17 protein-coding genes are annotated in these 18,931 nt (G+C 67.7%); 9 read left to right on the plus strand and 8 right to left on the minus strand.

Annotated elements, in window-relative coordinates; all coding sequences use genetic code 11:
* Window positions 1–199: 199 nt before the first annotated feature.
* Together prpR and AC1DFU_RS11350 are read left to right on the plus strand one after the other, a co-directional pair.
* The gene (prpR, locus tag AC1DFU_RS11345) at window positions 200–2,146 is read left to right on the plus strand and encodes a propionate catabolism operon regulatory protein PrpR (protein WP_092292706.1); all 1,947 of its coding nucleotides are present in this window, start codon (window positions 200–202) and stop codon (window positions 2,144–2,146) included.
* A 101-nt stretch (window positions 2,147–2,247) separates the two neighbouring features.
* Window positions 2,248–2,763 (plus strand): metal-dependent hydrolase, encoded by a 516-nt coding sequence (locus AC1DFU_RS11350; protein WP_092292708.1) that lies wholly within the window; start codon window positions 2,248–2,250, stop codon window positions 2,761–2,763.
* Window positions 2,764–2,817: 54 nt separating this feature from the next.
* Here AC1DFU_RS11350 and tolA read toward each other — a convergent pair whose 3' ends face one another.
* Window positions 2,818–3,582 (minus strand): cell envelope integrity protein TolA, encoded by a 765-nt coding sequence (tolA, locus tag AC1DFU_RS11355; protein ID WP_441592112.1) that lies wholly within the window; start codon window positions 3,580–3,582, stop codon window positions 2,818–2,820.
* 55 nt (window positions 3,583–3,637) lie between these two features.
* Window positions 3,638–3,823 carry a hypothetical protein gene (locus tag AC1DFU_RS11360; protein WP_441592114.1) on the minus strand — a complete coding sequence of 62 codons (186 nt, stop codon included), beginning with the start codon at window positions 3,821–3,823 and terminating at the stop codon, window positions 3,638–3,640.
* Between the two features lie 78 nt (window positions 3,824–3,901).
* On the opposite strand from AC1DFU_RS11360, the gene AC1DFU_RS11365 reads away from it, so the two are divergent.
* A complete protein-coding gene (locus tag AC1DFU_RS11365) occupies window positions 3,902–4,501 on the plus strand; it encodes a helix-turn-helix transcriptional regulator (RefSeq protein ID WP_092292714.1) in 600 nt (199 codons plus the stop codon).
* A 64-nt stretch (window positions 4,502–4,565) separates the two neighbouring features.
* On the opposite strand, the gene AC1DFU_RS11370 is transcribed toward AC1DFU_RS11365, so the two are convergent.
* The 5 genes from AC1DFU_RS11370 to AC1DFU_RS11390 all read right to left on the minus strand — a co-directional run bounded on the left by AC1DFU_RS11370 (window position 4,566) and on the right by AC1DFU_RS11390 (window position 9,403).
* The gene (locus AC1DFU_RS11370) at window positions 4,566–5,780 is read right to left on the minus strand and encodes a hypothetical protein (RefSeq protein WP_441592116.1); all 1,215 of its coding nucleotides are present in this window, start codon (window positions 5,778–5,780) and stop codon (window positions 4,566–4,568) included.
* Between the two features lie 144 nt (window positions 5,781–5,924).
* A complete protein-coding gene (locus AC1DFU_RS11375; protein ID WP_092292718.1) occupies window positions 5,925–6,914 on the minus strand; it encodes a Bug family tripartite tricarboxylate transporter substrate binding protein in 990 nt (329 codons plus the stop codon).
* 47 nt (window positions 6,915–6,961) lie between these two features.
* Window positions 6,962–7,720, minus strand: a complete 759-nt coding sequence (locus AC1DFU_RS11380) for an SDR family oxidoreductase (protein ID WP_092292720.1) — start codon at window positions 7,718–7,720, stop codon at window positions 6,962–6,964.
* 36 nt (window positions 7,721–7,756) lie between these two features.
* Window positions 7,757–8,440, minus strand: a complete 684-nt coding sequence (locus AC1DFU_RS11385; protein ID WP_441592119.1) for a fumarylacetoacetate hydrolase family protein — start codon at window positions 8,438–8,440, stop codon at window positions 7,757–7,759.
* Window positions 8,441–8,449: 9 nt separating this feature from the next.
* Window positions 8,450–9,403 (minus strand): 2-hydroxyacid dehydrogenase, encoded by a 954-nt coding sequence (locus tag AC1DFU_RS11390; protein WP_092292724.1) that lies wholly within the window; start codon window positions 9,401–9,403, stop codon window positions 8,450–8,452.
* Between the two features lie 108 nt (window positions 9,404–9,511).
* Between AC1DFU_RS11390 and AC1DFU_RS11395 the strand changes: the two genes are divergently transcribed.
* Entirely contained in the window at window positions 9,512–10,645 is a 1,134-nt protein-coding gene (locus AC1DFU_RS11395; RefSeq protein WP_092292726.1) for a citrate/2-methylcitrate synthase, read from the plus strand.
* A 12-nt stretch (window positions 10,646–10,657) separates the two neighbouring features.
* On the opposite strand, the gene AC1DFU_RS11400 is transcribed toward AC1DFU_RS11395, so the two are convergent.
* Window positions 10,658–11,731, minus strand: a complete 1,074-nt coding sequence (locus tag AC1DFU_RS11400; protein ID WP_369823385.1) for an HAD family hydrolase — start codon at window positions 11,729–11,731, stop codon at window positions 10,658–10,660.
* Between the two features lie 177 nt (window positions 11,732–11,908).
* On the opposite strand from AC1DFU_RS11400, the gene AC1DFU_RS11405 reads away from it, so the two are divergent.
* From AC1DFU_RS11405 to AC1DFU_RS11425, 5 genes are all read left to right on the plus strand, one after another.
* Window positions 11,909–12,172, plus strand: a complete 264-nt coding sequence (locus AC1DFU_RS11405) for a hypothetical protein (RefSeq protein ID WP_441592122.1) — start codon at window positions 11,909–11,911, stop codon at window positions 12,170–12,172.
* A gap of 21 nt (window positions 12,173–12,193) precedes the next feature.
* Window positions 12,194–13,108: a YihY/virulence factor BrkB family protein gene (locus AC1DFU_RS11410; RefSeq protein WP_477159777.1), complete on the plus strand. Its 915-nt coding sequence runs from the start codon at window positions 12,194–12,196 to the stop codon at window positions 13,106–13,108.
* 120 nt (window positions 13,109–13,228) lie between these two features.
* Window positions 13,229–16,336 carry an amino acid adenylation domain-containing protein gene (locus AC1DFU_RS11415; protein ID WP_441592124.1) on the plus strand — a complete coding sequence of 1,036 codons (3,108 nt, stop codon included), beginning with the start codon at window positions 13,229–13,231 and terminating at the stop codon, window positions 16,334–16,336.
* A gap of 128 nt (window positions 16,337–16,464) precedes the next feature.
* Window positions 16,465–17,790, plus strand: coding sequence for a dicarboxylate/amino acid:cation symporter (locus AC1DFU_RS11420; RefSeq protein ID WP_092292734.1), 1,326 nt, complete (start codon window positions 16,465–16,467; stop codon window positions 17,788–17,790).
* Window positions 17,791–17,794: 4 nt separating this feature from the next.
* Window positions 17,795–18,733 carry an amino acid ABC transporter substrate-binding protein gene (locus tag AC1DFU_RS11425; RefSeq protein WP_092292736.1) on the plus strand — a complete coding sequence of 313 codons (939 nt, stop codon included), beginning with the start codon at window positions 17,795–17,797 and terminating at the stop codon, window positions 18,731–18,733.
* The last annotated feature ends 198 nt before the right edge of the window (window positions 18,734–18,931 follow it).

Below are 18,931 nucleotides of genomic sequence, written 5' to 3' on the forward strand. Positions count from 1 at the left end.
GGAGGGTTCAGTGCAATCGGTGTGCCAGTGCCTGAGGAGTTCGCTAAGTAACTGATTCATAACGGAATGGGAGAGGAAGGATGACGTTCCGCATGTTTCATGAAACACTGTTGAGACATTTCATGAAACGGCCGTGAAACGCTCGTGCGATGGTCACGAGAGGCGCCGCAGCGCCCGGAGGCGGCCGACGAGGAGACCCATGCGCAACACTTCCCCTGAGCGCGGCAGCCTGCCGCGGCTTTGTTTTATCAGTTACAAGCACCTCAGCCGCTTCGCCATGACGGTGCTGGACGAGTTCGCCGACCGCGCCACGATAGAGGTGGTCAATGGTTCGTTCGAGGCCGCACTGGACGCCGCGCACGAGCGCCTGCGCGAGGGGGCGGCTGACGTCTTCGTCAGCGCCGGGGCGAACGCCACGATCCTGCGCAACGCGCTCGATGCACCCGTCGCCACCATCAAGCTCAGTGGCTTCGACATCCTGGTGGCGCTCCTGCAGGCACGGCATATTTCGAACCGGGTAGGCGTGGTGATGTACGGCGAGTGCATTCCCGAACTGGATGCGGTCCGCGAGTTGCTCAATATCGAGGTGGCGCAGTACGCGTACCGCACCCCTGACGAGGCACGGCAGTGCTTCGAGCGGCTCGTGCGTGACGGCTATGAGGTGGTGGTGGGTTCCAGCATCGTCATGGAGCTGGCGGAGCAGTACGGCATCCAGGGGCGCCTGGCCTACTCGATCAATGCGGTGCGCCAGGGGATTGAGGACGCCATCGAACTGGCGCGCGTGGCCCGCCTGGAAGCGGGGCGCTATGACCAGCTCAACGGCGTGCTGCACAACCTGCAGGAGGCCGTGCTGGCCGTCGACCGCGACAATCGCGTGATTGCCGTCAACCCGCCGATGGAAATGCTGCTGGGCCGCGTCAAGGCGAGAATGATCGGCCAGCATCTGGAGGACATCGAGCCGGCGCTGTCGCTGCAATCCACGCTGGCCAGCGGCATGCAGGAGCGGGGCAGCGTGTTTCGCTTCGCGCAGCGCGACTGGATCGCCAATCGCACCCCGATCCGCGAGCATGGCGACACGGTGGGCGCGGCCATTACGCTCTATGACGCGCGCAATATCCAGGATGCGGATGCCAGCCTGCGCAGCCAGCAGCGCCGGCATCCGCGCAATGCGCGCAACCGCTTCGACAACCTGATCGGCGCCAGCCCGGCCTTCGAACGCGCCTGCGCGACGGCGCGGCGCTATGCCAGGACGGATCTCACGGTGCTGCTATCTGGCGAGAGCGGGGTGGGCAAGGAGCAGTTTGCGCAAGCGATTCATAACGAGAGCAAGCGCGCCGCCAAGCCGTTCGTCGCCATCAACTGCGCGGCCTTCCCGGAGGCGCTGCTGGAAAGCGAGCTGTTCGGCTACGACGAGGGCGCCTTCACCGGATCGCGCCGTGGGGGCAAGCGCGGGCTGTTCGAATCGGCCCATACCGGTACGCTGTTTCTCGACGAGATTGGCGATATGCCCGTCTCGCTGCAGACGCGGCTGCTGCGCGTGCTGCAGGAGCGCGAGATCCTGCGTCTGGGCGGTGCCATACCGATTCCGGTCGACGTGCGGATTATCGCGGCGACGCATCAGCCGCTGCCGCAGTTGATCGCCTCCAGGCAGTTCCGTCAGGATCTCTACTACCGTATCAACACGCTGCAACTGGCGTTGCCACCGCTGCGCGAGCGCCGCGAGGACATCGCCTTGCTCGCCACATTCCTGCTGCGGCGCTCGCTGGACCGGCTGGACTCGCGCCTCGACGCACCGGCCCTGGTCGCGCGCTTGCTGCCAAGGCTGCAGGCGCACGCCTGGCCGGGCAATATCCGTGAGCTGGAGAATATCTGCGAGCGGATGGCGGTGTTCTTCTCGCAATGGGAGGATCTGGAGCACATTGCGTTCGACGAACTGCATCACGATTGCCCGGAACTGTTCGGGGCGGTCAGCGTCATGGCGCCACCACCCGAGCTTGCGCCGTCATCATCGACCGCGCCCCGTGCACGCGTGCTGGAAGTGCTGGCCGAGTGTGGCGGCAATCGTCAGCAGGCGGCGCAACGGCTGGGCGTGAGCCGCGCGACGTTGTGGCGTTGGGAGAAGGCGGCCACGGCACAGGTTGGATAGGCTCGCTCCGCGCGACGCGATCGATCCAGTGCTGGAGTTTCTCGCGCACATCTGCCAAGATTGCGCCCCCTCTAAGATCACCGGCGAACTCGCGCAGTCTCATGGCCTCAAGCAAAGCTCACCACGCCACCGGATGGGCGGCGGCCGTCATCGCTGCAGTGGTCATCGCGAAGACCGGCAGCGAAGGGTGGGGCTGGGCCAGCATAGCGGGGTTTGTGGCGGCGATGCTGGGCAGCACCGCGCCAGACTGGATGGAAGTGGCATGGTGGTCGAGGTCGCGTCGGCTGTGGATTACCCATCGCACCTGGACGCATTGGGGCATCGCGTGGATTGGCCTCCTGCTATGGGCCTACCACGCGCTGGGCACCCATCCGTTGGCCGCACCCGCATTCGGCTTTGCCTGCGGGGGCGTCATGCACTTGCTGGCCGACTGGCCGAACCCGCTGGGCGTACCGTGGATCGCGGGGCGCCATTCGCTGAACTGGTGGAAGAGCGGGCGGTGCGACCTTCTCATCGTCGCGGCTTCATGGCTGATCGCCCTCGCGGTATCCCGCGAGTTCTGGCTGCATGGCGGCCATCCCCTCGCAATCGTCCGGCATCTGCGGACGCACTTCTGACACGCCGGGACGGTGATCCGGCGCCGCTAGCATCGCCGGAAGATCGCGGTCTTCCTATTCCCTCGGCTGGAAATAAAGATTGATGTGGGCGGGCGCCACGCCGTTGTCGTCGCGCGGCAGCGGGTTGGATCGTGCGACGGCGCGCAGCACGGCGTTGTCCCAGCCGGTGTGTCCGCTCGAGCGGGCCAGCCGGGCCTCCAGCACGGTGCCGTCCGGTGCCAGATGCACTGCGACCACGGCGGTGGGATTGTCGGGCAGGTCTCCATCGAAGAGGATGTTGGGCGTGACCCGGCGTCGCACCTTGTCCGCATAGCCCGGCGACGTGGTGCCGCCTGTGCCGGCACCGTCGCCGGGGCGGCTGCCTGCACCGCTTGCCCTGGCTGTGGCGGCTGCGGTGGCCGCAGCGGCCTGACGCTCGGCGTCGCGGAGGTTTTGCTCACGCTGCTGCGCTTGCGCGGCGGCTTCGAAAGCCTTCGCGGCTTCGGCTGCCCTCGTGGCTTCAAGTGCCTTGGCGGCCTTGGCTGCCGCACGGCGTTTCTCGGCCTGCAAGGCAATGTCGGGCCTGTCTTCCGATTTCAGCTCGGGTTCCAGCTTCCGTTCCAGCTTCCGTTCCGGCTGCGGGACCACCGGCTTCGTCTCGACCACGGTCTGCGGCGGATTTTCGGGGATCGCGTCCCACAACTCGGCTTCCACGCCGACCGGGGTCCGGCTCTGCCAATGGACCGCGTAATAGAGCCACAAGCCCAGCAGCACGTGGATAAACAGGGCCAGCAGGAAGCTCGGCAGGGTTCCCCGTTCCAGTGGCTTTCGACCTGACATGGCATCTCCGCGATTCATGCCCTTGATCTGACCATAGTCCCGCCGTCGGGCGATTTCAACCTGCCCCGGAGGCGCCTTTCCCCTGGCGCTGGATGCGCGCGGCGTCGTTCGCGTCGGACGTGGCAACGTCCAGCCAGCCGGCAATGTGCCGGTCGGGGAGGCGCTTCGGTTCGGCCATGAGCAGATGAGCGATTTCGGATAGGATGCTGCGCGGCGCTGCGCTATTGTCGCGAGCGGCCATGTTGACCCCCGCACACTATTTGATTGATCGCCCCCGCGCACGGCAGTTGCGTCTCCGCAACGCCATCGCCCCCAACCGATGACGAAACTTCTCAAGGAGGACGGCGCGATTGCGCTGGCAGACAGCATCCCCGACGCTGTTTTCCTGGTCGACCAGACCGGGCAGATCCGCTACGCCAACACGGTGTGCGAGGAGATCCTCGGCTACCGGCAGTCCGATCTGGTCGGCCAGCTGGTGCTCGAACTGGTGGTGCCGGCGGACCGGGAGAAGACGCTGCGCGAGGCCGGCCGGGTCCTGGCTGGCAACAAGCGCGTGGGCTTCGAGAATCGCTACCGGCACCGAAACGGTGCGGACGTCCATCTGTCCTGGTCGGCCCAATGGCACGCGGCGCACGAGCTGCGCATCGGCGTGGCCCGGGACGTGACCGCGCAGCGGCAGACGCCGGCCATCCCTCCCCATCCCCCCGACCATGCCAGTCGGCTCGACGCGCTCGCCCCCCACGAACGCAGGGTGCTGAACCTGCTGCTGACCGAAGCCGGCGAGAAGCAGATCGCCGAACAGCTCGGGCTGGCGGTCTCCACCACGCACTCCTACATCACCGGCATCTATCGCAAATTCGGCGTGCGCGGCCGGGCGGGGCTGATGAGCCTGTGGCTGCGGCACCTGCTGCACGACTGACGCCCCGGCAAAAAAACGCCGGCCCGAAGGCCGGCGCAGAGTGATGCCCGGATGTTGCGCGATGTCAGGACGCGCGGCGGCACGTGCCCTGGAGGATGCTGCCGAGCGACAGGTTGAGCCACGCCAGCGAGTCGGTGCCCGTTTTCAGGAAGACATGGGCGAAGGTGGGCGGATCGGCGGCCGGGTCGCCCGGCTCGGCATCCAGGTCGCCATCGGCGGCGATTGCCACACCGTTCAGCGTGACGTCATCCTGGAACCTGTTCAGCATCAGCGGCAGCGTGAGCGCCCTGCTGGCGACGGTGAGCTTGCCACCGGCGACGGTCAGCGTCTCCCGCGCCATTGTGCCGTCCAGTACTGCCGTCGCGCCGTCCACAACGCGGTTGGCGTAAGAGCAGGCCCACGTGCCGTCAAGCTCCCCGGCCACCAGCGCGCGGGCGGGCTGGATGGTCCAGGTGCCGGTGGCGACCGCTCCCGCCTCGGCGTAGTTCATGTCAAAGCGCATGCCGCCGTTCGGGTTGACGAACAGCCGGCCACGGAAGTAGCCGCCGCCGTTCATCACCAGGTCGAATGCACCCGGAAAGCGCGTCTGGTCGGCCAGGGTCAGCTTGCCCAGTTGCGGGGTGGCGCAGGTGACGAGATCCGCGCTGTTGCAAAGCTGCACGTTGCCGTCGGTGTCGAAGCGCATGCCGGCCGGCGTGCTCGCGGGGCCCGCTAGCGGCTTGCCGGTGGCCTGGTCGTAGATGGCGAAGTTCATCAGCACGTTGTAGGTGCCGGCCAGGCTGCTCAGCGCCGGCGGGTCGATGGTGACCGCGCTCGCGGCGATATCGCCGGCCAGCAGGCCCGTGCTGGTGCCCAGCAGGTTCGGCAGGCCGGAGATCTCGCCAACCAGGCCGTCGGCCCCCTGGTGGAAGCTCAGGCCGATGCCCGCCAGCTTGGCGGTCAGGTTGGCCGGGGGCGGGTCCGCGCTATCGGCCACGAGGCCGCTCACGGTGAAATTGCCGTCCGTGTTCGTGTAGTTGCCGATGACCGTGCCGCGCAGGCCGAAGGCCGAATCGATAAAGCTGAGGGTGAGCTTGCCGCGCGACGGGGCGTCCACGGTGAGGGCGATGGTGTCGCCGAAGGACAGCGTGCCCGAGTACTTGACCGGTACTGGCGCCGGCGGCTCGGCGGGAGCCGCCGGCGTCTCTGTTTGCACGGGCGCCTGCCCGTCGCTGCCCCCGCAGCCGGCCAGGGCAGCCCCCACGACCAGCGCGCCCATCAGATATTTCCACTTCAGCATGACTAACCCCTTCTTCCCATTGTTCGTTTGTCTTGTCGACGCCAGACGTAGCTGGCGGCGGGAGCAAACGGTAACAAGGATCCGGGGCGCCTCACCATCCTGCTAATCAGAGGGGCGCTGGTCGAAGGTCGCTGGCTGGGCCGGTTATTCCGCCTCGATCCCGGCCTGCTTCACGACCTTGCCCCACTTCGTCAGGTCGGACTGGATCACCGCCGCGTAGGCTTGCGGCGTGCCGCCCTGCACCTCGATACCCGCCGCTTCCAGCTTGGCGCGCACCTCGGGCAGCTTCAGCGCCGCGTTGATCTCGGTGTTGAGCTTGGCGACGATCTCCTTCGGCGTGCCGGCCGGGGCCAGGAAGCCGCCGTTGGTGTTGGCGTCGTAGCCCTTGAGCCCCTGTTCCTCGGCCGTCGGCACATTGGGCAGGGTCTTGGAGCGATTCCGGGTGGAGACCGCCACGGCGCGCACGTTGCCCGCCTTCACCTGCTCCTGGATGGCGCTGATGGTGTCGATATAGAGCGCCGTGCGGCCGGCCACCAGATCGGGGTGGGCGGCGGACGAGCCCTTGTAGGGCACCAGCAGCACCGGCGCGCCGCTGACCATGCGGAACATCTCGGCGGCCATCTCCTGCGCGCTGCCACGGCCGGACGTGGCCACCTTGGCTTCGCCCGGGTTGGCCTTCATCCACGTCACCAGTTCAGGCATGGTCTTGACCGGCAGCTTCGGGTAGATCGCGAACACCAGCGGAATCTCGTGGGTGTAGACGATGGGCTCGAAGCTCTTCTGCGGGTCCCAGCCGAGGTTCTTGAACAGGAACTTGTTGATGTTGTGGCTGCCGCCCACGATGCCGATGGTGTAGCCGTCCGGCTTGGCGTTGGCCAGCACCGCCGTGCCGAGGTTGTTGGAGGCGCCCGGGCGGTTCTCGACGATGAACGGCTGGCCGAACTTGACCGAGAGCTTCTCGCCCACGACCCGCGCGATCAGGTCGATGCCGCCGCCGGCCGGGGCCGGGACGATGATGGTGACCGGGCGGCTCGGGTAGTTGGGCTGCGCCGAGGCCATCCCCGGCGCCACGATCAGCGTGGTGGACAGCGCAGCGGACAGGCCAAGGGTCTTGATGAAAGGGGTGAATTGCATCGTTGTCTCCGTTCGATTTCTGGTCAACTCTTGTTAACTCTGTGATGTCAGCCGCGCCCGACGAAGGGCATCGCGCTGGCCATGACGGTCATGGTCAGGACGTTGGCCTCAAGCGGCAGCGAGGCCATGTGGCGCACGGCATTGGCGACGTGGGTGGCATCCATCATCGGCTCCGGCGCGGTGGTGCCGTTGGCCTGCAGCACGCCGCGCGTCATGCGTTCGGACAGTTCGGTCAGGGCGTTGCCGATGTCGATCTGGCTGGCCACGATGTGGTAGGCGCGGCCGTCCAGCGCCAGCGCCTTGGTCAGCCCGGTGACGGCATGCTTGCTGGCCGTGTACGGCGCCGTGAACGGGCGCGGCGTGTGCGCGGAGATCGAGCCATTGTTGATGATGCGCCCGCCCTGCGGGGACTGCCGGCGCATCAGGCCGAAGGCGGCCCGCGCGCACAGGAAGACGCCCGTGACGTTGGTGTTGATCACGTTGAACCACTTGTCCAGCGGCAGCTCGTCCATCGGCACGGCCGGGGCGTTGACGCCGGCGTTGTTGAACAGCAGGTCCAGCCGGCCGAACTCGCGCTCGATGGTGTCGAACAGGGCCTGCACGCTGGCCGGGTCGGTCACATCGGTGGGCGCGGCCATGGCGGGCTGGCCGCGTTCGGCGGCCTCGGCGGCCAGCGCCTGCAGCGGCTCGGCACGCCGGCCGGCCAGCACGACGGTCCAGCCGTCATTGAGCAGGGCGATGGCCGTCAGGCGGCCTACGCCGCTGCCGGCGCCGGTGACGAGGGCGATCTTGCGGGGTGCGTTCAAGGGGGTCTCCTATATATATATGGTGGCGGATGGCCTTCAGCGGGCGACGGTCAGCGCTAGCTCGCCGATGCCTGCCGCGCTGGCCTGGATGACATCGCCGGGCTGCAAGGGCCCGACGCCGACCGGCGTACCGGTGAAGATCAGGTCGCCCGGCATCAGCGCCACGGATCGGGACAGCATCGCCACCAGTTCCGGCACCGACCAGAGCAGGCCGGAGAGGTCCGCGCGCTGCCGCTCGACACCGTTCACGGCGAGCTGGATCGTCCCTTCGCGCGGATGGCCGCAAGTCGCTGCGGGCACGAGGGCGCTGCACGGCGCCGAGTGGTCGAAGGCCTTGGCGGGCTCCCAGGGGCCGCCGACGCGCTTGGCTTGCTGCTGCAAGTCGCGCCGGGTCAGGTCCAGCCCGACGGCATAGCCCCAGATGTGCTGCGCCTCGGCCTGCGCCGGGTCGATGTCACGCCCGCCCCGGCCGATGGCCACGACCAGTTCCACCTCGTGGCAGAACTCGGTCGTCTCCGGCGGATAAGGCAGCTCGCCCCGGGCCGGCCCCACGGCGGTCGCCGGCTTCATGAACCAGGCGGGCATCTCGGTGGGCGCCGGCTCCGCCGGGTCCCATCGATAGTTGCGGCCGATGCAGAAGACCCGGGCGATGGGAAACCGCGCCGTGTCACCCGAGACAGGCAGCGAGACCGGCGGGGCAGGTGGGAAGACGAAATCCATCGTGATCGCTCAGGTGGTCAGGCTCATGGCGGGACGCTCGCCCGCCAGGCCTTGCGCCACGCTGTCCAGCACCATCTGCACCATGGCGCCGCGCGTCTCCCAGGTGGCGCTGGCGCGGTGGGCCTGCAGCGTGGTGCGGTCCGACTGGCGCAGCGCCAGCGGCACGCGCGGTTCGTCGACGAACACATCGAGGCCCGCGCCCGCGATACGCCCGGCGGCGATGGCATCGGCCAGATCCGTTTCATTGACCAGCCGGCCGCGCGCCACGTTGATGAGGTAGCCCTGCGGGCCGAGCGCTTCCAGCACGGCGGCATTGATGATGCCCTCGGCCTTGTCGGCGGCGGCGCACAGCACCAGCGCATCGCTCTCGCGGGCCAGATCCAGCAGGTCCGCCACGAAGGTGTGCGGCACGTCGTCCATCGCGCGCAGGTCGGTGTAGCGGATGGGGCAGCCGAAGGCCGCCGCCCGCGTAGCCACGGCGCGGCCGACGCGGCCCATGCCGACGATGCCCACGCGCATGCCGCTGAAGCGGCGCGCCAGCGGGATGGCGCTGGGCTGCGGATGCAGTTCCCACTGGCCGTCCCGCACGAAGCGGTCGCCCGCGCAGATATTGCGGCAGGCGGCAATCAGCAGGCCGATGGCCAGATCGGCCACGTCTTCGGTCAGCGCGCCCAGCGTGGCGGTCACCGCAAGACCGCGTTCGCGGCAGTAGGCCAGGTCCACCGCATCGGTGCCCACGCCATTGATGGCGACCACCTTCAGGGCCGGCAACTGCTCCAGCATCGCCCGCGAAATCCCGGTGTGCCCGCCGGTGATCACCGCCTGGATGGATGCGGCGTGCTCGCGCAGCCAGCCCGCCTGGTCGGCAATCTCGAAGTACTTGTGCACCACGTAGCGGCTGGCCAGTTCGTCATTGGCCGCCGGGATCAGGATCGGGTTCAGCTGGAGGATTTGCGGCTTCATGTGCGTGAGGCTTTGGGTGTTGATGATGGATGCATGGTATGTAATAGTTGATTCACGAGGCAAGATTGATATATAAAATCAATATAAATTCGCACGGGAAGCGTCAACATGGGAACCTGGATATCGATGGATGAGGCGTGCAGCCGACTTGGCGTGCGGCCGCAAACGCTCTATGCCTATGTCAGCCGGGGCAAGCTGGAGGTCATGTCCGATCCCGCCGACACACGGCGCAGCCTCTATCGGGCCGAGGATGTGGCCGGCCTCGCCAGGCGCAAGCAGGCCGGGCGCAAGCACGAGACGCTGGCCACCAACACGCTGTTCGGCGCGGAGCCGAGCATCCCCACCGCGCTCTCGACCTTCGTGCGCGAGCGGCTGTACTACCGGGGGCAGGACGCCGTGACGCTGGCCGGATCCGCCACGCTGGAAGAGGTGGCGCACCTGCTGTGGGACGCCGAGCAGGTCGTCGACTTCTCATCGATGGCCGGCGTCGCCGAGCCCGGGCGCGTGGCGGCCTTCCATACGCTGGCCACGCTGGCGGCCACGGGCCATTCCACGCATGGGCGCATGACGCGGGTGTTGCATCTGGAAGCGCAGGAGTTGGTGGGCCAGCTGGCCAATGCCTTCGGCGCGCAGGCGGGGCAGCAGCCCTTGCACCTCCGCTTTGCGCAGGGGTGGCAGCAATCGCCGAAGGTGGCGGATCTGCTGCGGACCGCGATGGTGCTGCTGGTGGACCATGAGCTGACCAGCTCGGCCTTCGCCACGCGTATCGCGGCATCCACGGGCGCCTCGCTGCCGGCCTGCCTGCTGGCCGGGCTGACCACGCTGTCCGGGCCGTTGCACGGCGATGCGTCCGGCCGCGTCAAGGCGCTGTTCAATGAGGTGGAGCGGCTGGGCGAGGATCAGGTGATTGCCCACTACCTGTCCACCGGGTTGCCGCTGGCCGGGTTCGGCCATCATCTCTATCCCGATGGCGATCCGCGCGCGATGGCGCTGCTGGCCCTGTTCGATCCGCCCGACGTGATCACGCGCTTTATCGAGAAAGCCACCCGGCTGACCGGCCTGCAGCCCAATATCGACGTGGCGCTGGCGGCGCTGTCCATCCACTACCGCCTGCCGGACGACGCCGCGTTCGCCATGTTCGCCACGGCGCGCAGCATCGGCCTGCTGGCACACAGTCTGGAGCAGCTGGGGGTGGGGCAGGTGATCCGCCCGCGCGGGCGCTACATCGGGATCATGCCGTAGCGGGCGGGAAGGTTATCGCTTCGGGTACACCACCTGCCAGTCTTGCTTCATGCTGATGACGGTCCAGTTGCGCGCCTGCGCGGCGTCCAGCGCCTTGTCCAGCTTGCCGATCTTTGACGCGCGGTCGTAGGCGAATTCCCGCTCGGCATCGTCGTGATGGACGAGCACTGCCAGGCGCGGGCCGTCGCCAGTGGTGGTGTATTCCAGCATGTGGAAGTCGCCATCCGAGTTGCCCACGGCCAGGATCGGCCGGCGGCCAATATGGCGATAGATGCCAACCGGCTTGCCCGGGCCATCGTTGATGAACTCGATCTTCGGGTCACGCACCAGCGCCGGCTTGCCGTTCAACGTGCCATAGTGCACCGCCTGCGATGAGCCCACCACCTGCTCGGGCGGAATCCCGTACGCCTGCTCCACCCACGGCCGCATGAACTCGATGGTCCCGCCGGACACGATATAGGTCTTGAACCCGTTCGCGCGCAGGTAGGACAGCAGTTCCAGCTGCGGCTGGTAGACCAGATCGGTGTAGGGCCGGTTGAACTTCGGATGGCGCGCGCTGGCGATCCACGCGCGGATGGTCTTGTCGTAGTCATCCACATTCATGCCGCTGTTGGCGACGGCAATCAACTGCAACAACTGCTTCTCGTTGGCGATCACCTTGGCCATGTCGTTGGCCATCAGGGCCTTGAAGGCGGGGTTGTTGCGCCATTCCGGATGCTGCGGCGCGGCGGCCTTGACCTGATCGAGCAGGAAGAAGAACTGGAAGTAGAGCGGCTGCTCGCTCCACAGCGTGCCGTCATTGTCGAAGGCCGCCACGCGCTGCTCGGTCGGCACGAAGTTAGGCGAGCCCTGGCGGGTCACGTCGGTGACGAATTTGACGATGGCTTGCTTCGCGGGGCCGTCGCGCCAGGAGGGCAGGGCGTCCGTCTGCTGGGCGGAGGGGGTCGCCGAGTTGGCGGCCGGGTCCGCGGGCGCGGTCGAGCATCCGCTCAGTCCCACTCCGGACGCCGCCAGCGCGAGCAGCATGGCGGCGGTGGCGGCGACACGTGGCAGATCGGCTTGGCACCAGCGCGAAGGGAAGCGCATCGAGGTCTCCTGTGATGGATTGGATACATCCCAATATAGGCGGCGCGCGGGCGGGTGTGTAGTTTTTGCCGGTTGGCGGGCGCCACCGGGCCCGTCCCGCCCGGCTGGGCCGTGCGCCGCCGCCGGGTATGAAATTCGCTTCTCTTGATTCCGCTATGTCATGACCGGAGACGCGAAATGACCAAACCAGAGGATGGAAAGCCCGCCGGCAAGCCCACTGAACACGGCGATGCGCACAGTGTCCACCGCCGCAGCGACGGCGGCGTCTGGCCCGATGGCACGCCGCGCGACCCCGCCTCGGGGCCGCCGCACTATGGCGAAGACAACCGCGACCTGAAAAAGCCGCGCGACCACGGCAGCGACTGGGCCACGTCCGACCTCGTGAAGAACGTGCCGGGCAAGGGGCCGGCGCCGGTGGGACACGACCAGCCGAAGAAGTAAATCGACAAACCTGGGGCAGCGATGCGCTGGAGACCTATCTCCCTCCCTCAAGCCTACGGCCTGATGCGCGACAGCGTGACCGCGTGGATGGACGACTACGCGCCCAGCATGGGCGCCGCGCTGGCCTACTACACGGTGTTTTCGATCGCGCCGCTGCTGCTGATCGTGATCTCGGTGGCCGGCATGGTCTTCGGGGCCGAGGCGGCGCGCGGAGCGGTGATGAGCGAATTCTCCGGGCTGATCGGTGCGGAGGGCGCGGAAGCCATCGAGAACATGCTCCTCGCGCTGAGCGACCCCGGTCTCAGCACGCTGACCGCACTGGTCGGCACGGTGACGCTGGCGATTGGCGCCACCACGGTGTTCGCCGAACTCCAGAGCGCGCTGGACCGCATCTGGCAGGTGCCGGAGCGGAGGAAGGCGTCCGGCATTCTCGAACTGCTGCGCTCGCGGCTGCTGTCATTCGGGATGGTGCTTGGCATTGGCTTCCTGCTGATCGTCTCGCTGCTGGCCAGCGCCGGGCTCGCCGCGCTCGGGCGGGTGTGGGGGCCGCTGTTCGAGGGCGAACTGCTCGGCCATGCGCTCGACTTGCTCGTCAGCGTGGTGCTGGTGACCGTCGTCTTCGCCATGATCTACAAGATCATGCCCCACGCCGCCGTGCGCTGGCCGGACGTCTGGCTCGGCGCCACCGTCACCGCCGTGCTGTTCAGCATCGGCAAGTTCCTGATCGGTCTCTACATCGGCAAGAGCGGCGTGGCGTCCGGCTATGGCGCGGCCGGCTCGCTCGTGGTGCTGCTGATGTGGGTCTACTACTCCGCGCAGATCTTCCTGCTGGGGGCGGAATTTACCTGGCTCTACGCCAACCGCTACGGATCGCTCAAGCACGCCGCGCCGCGCGAGGTGCCGGCGCCATCCGCCACACCGACCCGGGTGCACTGATTCTTCTCCTTGTCAGCCGCTGCGCCGTGCATGACTGCGGCGTGACTGACACCGCAGAGGTCGCGATCATGCAGCCGAAGCGGATCTATACTCGCTGGCCTGAATTGCCAGGGGGCGAAGATGGATGCATCTGCCGAGGTAAGTGGCCTGGACGCATGGTTCCGCCGTCGGGTCAGGCAGCGGCCTGACGCCATCGCGCTGGTCTACGGCGGGCGGCACGTGTCCTATGCCGCGCTCGATGCCCGGGTCGACAGCGTTGCCCGTACGCTCGCCAGCCGGGGCGTGAGGGCGGAGACGCCGGTCGGCATCCTCCTGCCCGCCGGCATCGACCAGACCATCTGCCAGCTTGCCGTGATCCGCGCGGGCGGGAGTTGCCTGCCGCTGGATCCCGATGCGCCCGACGCACGGATTCGGCTGATGCTGGACGACCTCGACGTGCGGATCGCCGTGTCGACGGCCGGTGATCGCGCCCGCCTGGGCGCGGTGGCCGATTGCCTGGCCGATTGCCCGGCCGATTGCCCGGCCGATTACCTGACGCCGGGGGCCGAGGCCGCCGGCAGCATCGCCATGCCGGCAGCGGGTCTCGCGCATCGGACCCATGTCCTCTACACCTCGGGCACCACCGGCCAGCCGAAGGGCGTGGAGATCCTGGCGCGTGGCATTGTGCGGCTGGCCTGGCAACCGCGCTATGTATCGCTGAATGCCGACGACCGGATCGCGGCCATCGCGAATCCCACCTTCGACGCCGCCCTGTTCGAGACCTGGGGGGCGCTGCTGAACGGGGGCACCGTGGTGTTCCTGCCCCGGCAGACCTGTATCGACCCCGCCACTTTCCGGCATAGCCTGCGCGCGCAAGGCGTGACGACGATGTTCATCACCAGCGCGCTGTTCAACCATACCGTGCACGCGTGCCCCGATGCGTTCGCCACGCTGCGTACGCTGCTGGTCGGCGGCGAAGCGCTCAACGCCCAGGCCATTTGCGCGGTATTGCGCAGCGCGCCGCCGGCCCGGCTGCTGAACGCCTACGGCCCGACCGAATGCACGACCTTCGCCACCTGTCACGCCATCACGCTGCATGACGCAGAGACCGGCGCGATCCCGATCGGCCAGGCCATCGACGACACCGTGGTCCATGTGCTCGATGGCGACCGGCAGCCGGTGTCGCCAGGCCAGATCGGCGAGATCCATCTCGGCGGCGCGGGGCTGGCGCGTGGGTACTGGCAGCGTCCTGCGCTGACGCGCGAGCGCTTTGTCGAGGTCGATCACCTGGCCGAAGGCAGGCCGCTGAGGCTGTACCGGACCGGCGATCTCGGCGCGTGGCGGCCGGACGGCACGCTGGCCTTCCATGGCCGGCGCGACAACCAGGTCAAGATTCGCGGCCACCGCATCGAGCTGGAGGAGGTGGAGGCGGTCCTGCGCGAAAGCGGGATGGTGCGCGAGGCTGTGGCCACCGTGCAGCAGACCGCGCTGGGCGACCCGTACCTGCTCGCCTTCATCGTGCCGCAGCTTGGGGAAGCCGGGACGGCGGCGCTGGCTGCGTACGTGTCCCGACGGATGCCGAAGGACATGCGGCCGCGCCTGGTGGGTGTGAACGACCTGCCGATGACGGCCAACGGCAAGGTGGACCGGCGCGCGCTCCGTGACCGGCTCCATGACCCGCTCCATGATCCGCTCCATGATTCGCACCCCCAAGCGATGGCGGTGCGGGGAACCACGGAGGCGATGCTGCGCGATGCCTGGCGGTGCGCGCTCGATCTGGACAGCGTGGCCGACGATGACGACTTCTTCGCGCTCGGCGGCGATTCGCTTCAGGCCGCCAGCCTGATCCTGCTGCTCGGCGAGCGGCTGGGCCGCCCGCTGCCGGTGCAGGCCCTCTACGACGCCCCGACGCCGGCGAAGCTGGCCACCTGGCTCCAGCGCCACGGGCAGGGCGGGGGTGACGAGGCCCAGGCAGGCAGCGGCGCAGCCGAGCGTGCGCGCCTGCTGGCCGATGCCCGGCTGCCCGACGATATCGGCCCCGTGTCCGGTCCCGTATCGGGCCCAGTATTCGGCCCGCCGGCGCCGTGGTGCGGCGCGGGCGGGGGCCGGGTCTTCCTCACCGGCGCGACCGGCTTCCTCGGCGCGTTCCTGCTGCGCGACCTGCTGCGCTGGCCCGGGGTCAGCGAGGTGATTTGTCTGGTACGCGCACCGTCCGATGACGAGGCTGGCCGGCGGCTCCGCGCAAACCTCTGCAAGTACGGTCTCTGGCACGAGGGCTTCACCACGCTGCTGCGGCCACTGGCGGGCGATTTCGCTCTGGGCGACTTCGGTCTCGGCGCAGCGCGCTTCGAGGCATGGGCGAATCGCTGCGACGTGGTGTTCCACCTGGGCGCGCACGTCAACTACATCGAGCCCTACAGCCTGCATCGCGCCGCCAACGTCGCGGGTACGTTGCACGTGCTGCGCTTCGTCGCCAGCGGGCGCGCCAAGGCGCTCCACTACGTGTCCAGCATCGCGGCGTTCGGCCCGGCCGGGCTACTGGCCCCCACCAAGACGCTGTACGAGGATGACGATCTCGCCCGACACCTGCCGGGGCTGATGTTCGACATGGGCTATGCCGCCAGCCAATGGGTGGCTGATCAGTTGGTCACCGCCGCGATCCGGCGGGGCGTGCCGGCGGCGGTGTATCGCCCCGGCTTCATTCTGGGCGACAGCGCCAGCGGGGCGGGCAATCGGAATGATTTCGTCGCGCGGCTGGTGCGGGGCTGCATCGCGATCGGGGCGTATCCGCACCTGCCGCACCAGCGCAAGGAAATCGTTCCGGTCGACTATGTCAGCGCCGCGCTGCTGCGTATCGCCGCCGACGGCAGCAACCTTGGCCGTGCCTACCATCTGGTGCCGCCGCGCGAGGCCGACCAGCCCGACCTGCTCGCGTTCTTCGGCATGCTGCGCGCCTGCGGCTATCCGCTGCAGTCACTGCCGTATGCCGACTGGCTGCAACGGCTGGCAGACTCGGCCGATCTGGCAGGCAATCCGCTGCGGCCGCTGCTGCCGCTGCTGACGGAACCGGTCTACGGCCGGCTCACCCGCTGGGAAGTCTACGAGGGCATGCCGCGCTACGACGCCACGCATACGGCTCGCGCCCTGGCGGTGGCCGGCGGGCTGGCCTTTCCCCGGCTCGATCGCGCGCTGATGGCGCGCTATCTCGACGTCTGGATGGGGCAGCGACCGGTTCCTGACACCCGGTAGCCGGGTGCTGTCCGGTCCACATGCACCATCCCCGCGACTTCGTATTTGGGCATTTCGCATCCGCGTCCTATCGTTAAGTGCCGGCCCCGGCGCAGGACCTGTTCGATGCGGCAGCCCAAGGAGTCGTCATGAGCAAGAAGTCCAGTATCACGACCTATATCGTCATTGCGATGATCCTGGGCGGCGTGGTCGGCTACGCGTGCCACACGGCCTTCCCCGACCCCAAGCTGGCCAAGGACGTGGCCGGCTACATCTCCGTCATCACCGATGTCTTCCTGCGGCTGATCAAGATGATCATCGCGCCGCTGGTCTTCTCCACGCTGGTCATGGGCATCGCCCATATGGGGGACGCCAGCACCGTGGGCCGGGTGGGCGTGAAGGCGCTGGCGTGGTTCATCACGGCCTCGCTGGTGTCGCTGACGCTGGGCCTGATCATGGCCACGGTGCTCCAGCCCGGCATCAACATCGGCCTGCCGCTGCCCGACGTGGGCGCCGCCACCAACCTCAAGACCAACGCCTTCACGCTCAAGGATTTCATCGCGCATCTGGTGCCGAAATCCGTCGCCGAGGCGATGGCCAACAACGAGATCCTGCAGATCGTGGTGTTCTCGATCTTCTTCGGCACGGCGCTGGCGGCACTGGGCGAGCGCGGCGCGCGCATGGCCGGGGTGATCGAAGACCTGGCCCAGGTGATGCTGAAGATCACCGGCGCCGTGATGTGGATGGCGCCGCTGGCCGTGTTCGCGGCGATTGCCTCGACGGTGACCACGCAGGGGCTGGGCATCCTGCTGACCTTCGCCAAGTTCATGGGCAGCTTCTACCTGTCGCTGTTCGTGCTGTGGGCGCTGCTGGCGCTGGCCGGCTGGGTGTTCCTGGGCAGGCGCATCGTCACCCTGATCCGGCTGATCCGGGAGCCGTTCCTGATTTCCTTCTCGACGGCGAGTTCGGAGGCGGCGTATCCGAAGATGCTCGACGCGCTGGACCGCTTCGGCGTCAATCGCAAGATTTCCAGCTTCGTGTTGCCGCTGGGGTACTCCTTCAACCTGGACGGGTCGATGATGTACTGCACGTTCGCCGTGCTGTTCATCGCCCAGGCGTACGACATCCACCTGCCGCTGGCCACCCAGATCACGATGCTGCTGTTGCTGATGCTGACCTCGAAGGGCATGGCGGGGGTGCCGCGTGCGTCACTCGTGGTGATTGCCGCCACGCTGAACCAGTTCAACATCCCCGAGGCGGGGTTGTTGCTGATCATGGGCGTGGACCAGTTCCTCGACATGGGCCGCTCGGCTACCAATGCCGTGGGCAACTCGATTGCCTCGGCCGTGGTGGCGAAGTGGGAAGGGCAGTTGTCGAGCGAATCCACGCTCGGGGATCGGGGCGAGGGCAGCGAGGGCGGCGTGGACCCAGGCGGCGGGCCGCCGCTGCACAAGCCGGGGACCGCACAGGCCTGATGCCATGTCCATCCCCCGTCTTCATTTTCGATCCGGTGGTGCGCCCCGGTGGCTGGCCGGCGCGGCGGCGGCGGCCGTGTGCTGGCTCGCCTGTCTCGGCGCTGCCGTCGCGCAGGACACCGGCGAGCTGAGCGGCACGCTGCGCAAGGCCAAGGACACCGGCAGCCTGATCATCGGCTACCGGGAATCGTCGCTGCCGTTCTCCTACCTGAACCAGGCGCAGCGCCCGATCGGCTATTCCATCGATGTCTGCACGGCCATCGTCCAGACCGCGGCGGCAGAGGTGGGGCGCGACCTCGCCATCCAGTGGGTGCCGGTGACTTCGGAAAACCGCTTCGACGCGGTCACTTCGGGCAAGGTCGATCTCGAATGCGGCTCCACCACGCGCAACGCCGAGCGGCTGAAGATGGTGGCGTTCTCGCCGGTGATCTTTATCGCCGGGACCAAGCTGATGGTGCCGCGCGGCTCGCCGATCAAGACCTTCCGCGACCTCAAGGGCAAGACCGTGGTGGCCACGGCGGGCACGACCAATGCCGATGCGCTGGAGAAGCTTTCCACGCGCTTCGCGCTGAACCTCAAGGTGATCCGGGCGCGCGACCATGCCGATGCCTTCGAGGTACTGCGCCACGGCGGCGCCGATGCCTATGCCGGCGACGACGTACTGCTCTACGGCTTCCTGGCCAAGTCCGGCGCGGGCAAGCAGTTCGATGTGACGCGCGATTTCCTGTCCTACGACCCCTACGGGGTCATGCTGCGCAAGGGCGATCCGCAGTTCGCGGCCGTGGTGGACCGGGCCGTGCGCGACCTGATCACCACGGGCGAACTGGAGCGGCTCTACAAGCAGTGGTTCCTTAGCCGGCTGCCCACCGGGGAGCGGCTGAACATCCCGATGAGTGCACAATTGGAAGACATCATCAGCGCCACCCCACAACAGCCGGATTAGGGCGAGGCATGCCAGTCAACACATAGCGGGTTAGCGTCCGCTCACACCTAAGTACAGTTTTCGATTGTTGCACCGCGATGACGCAAACTGTACTCTTCCGCCCGCAGGTGTTCTGTACGTCCCTCCACTCATCAATCGCGCCTAGTCTGCATCAATCGCTGCGGATGCGCCGACATCACGGATAACCGGGCCGCGCTC

It is taken from the genome of Cupriavidus sp. 10L45 (assembly GCF_056395225.1).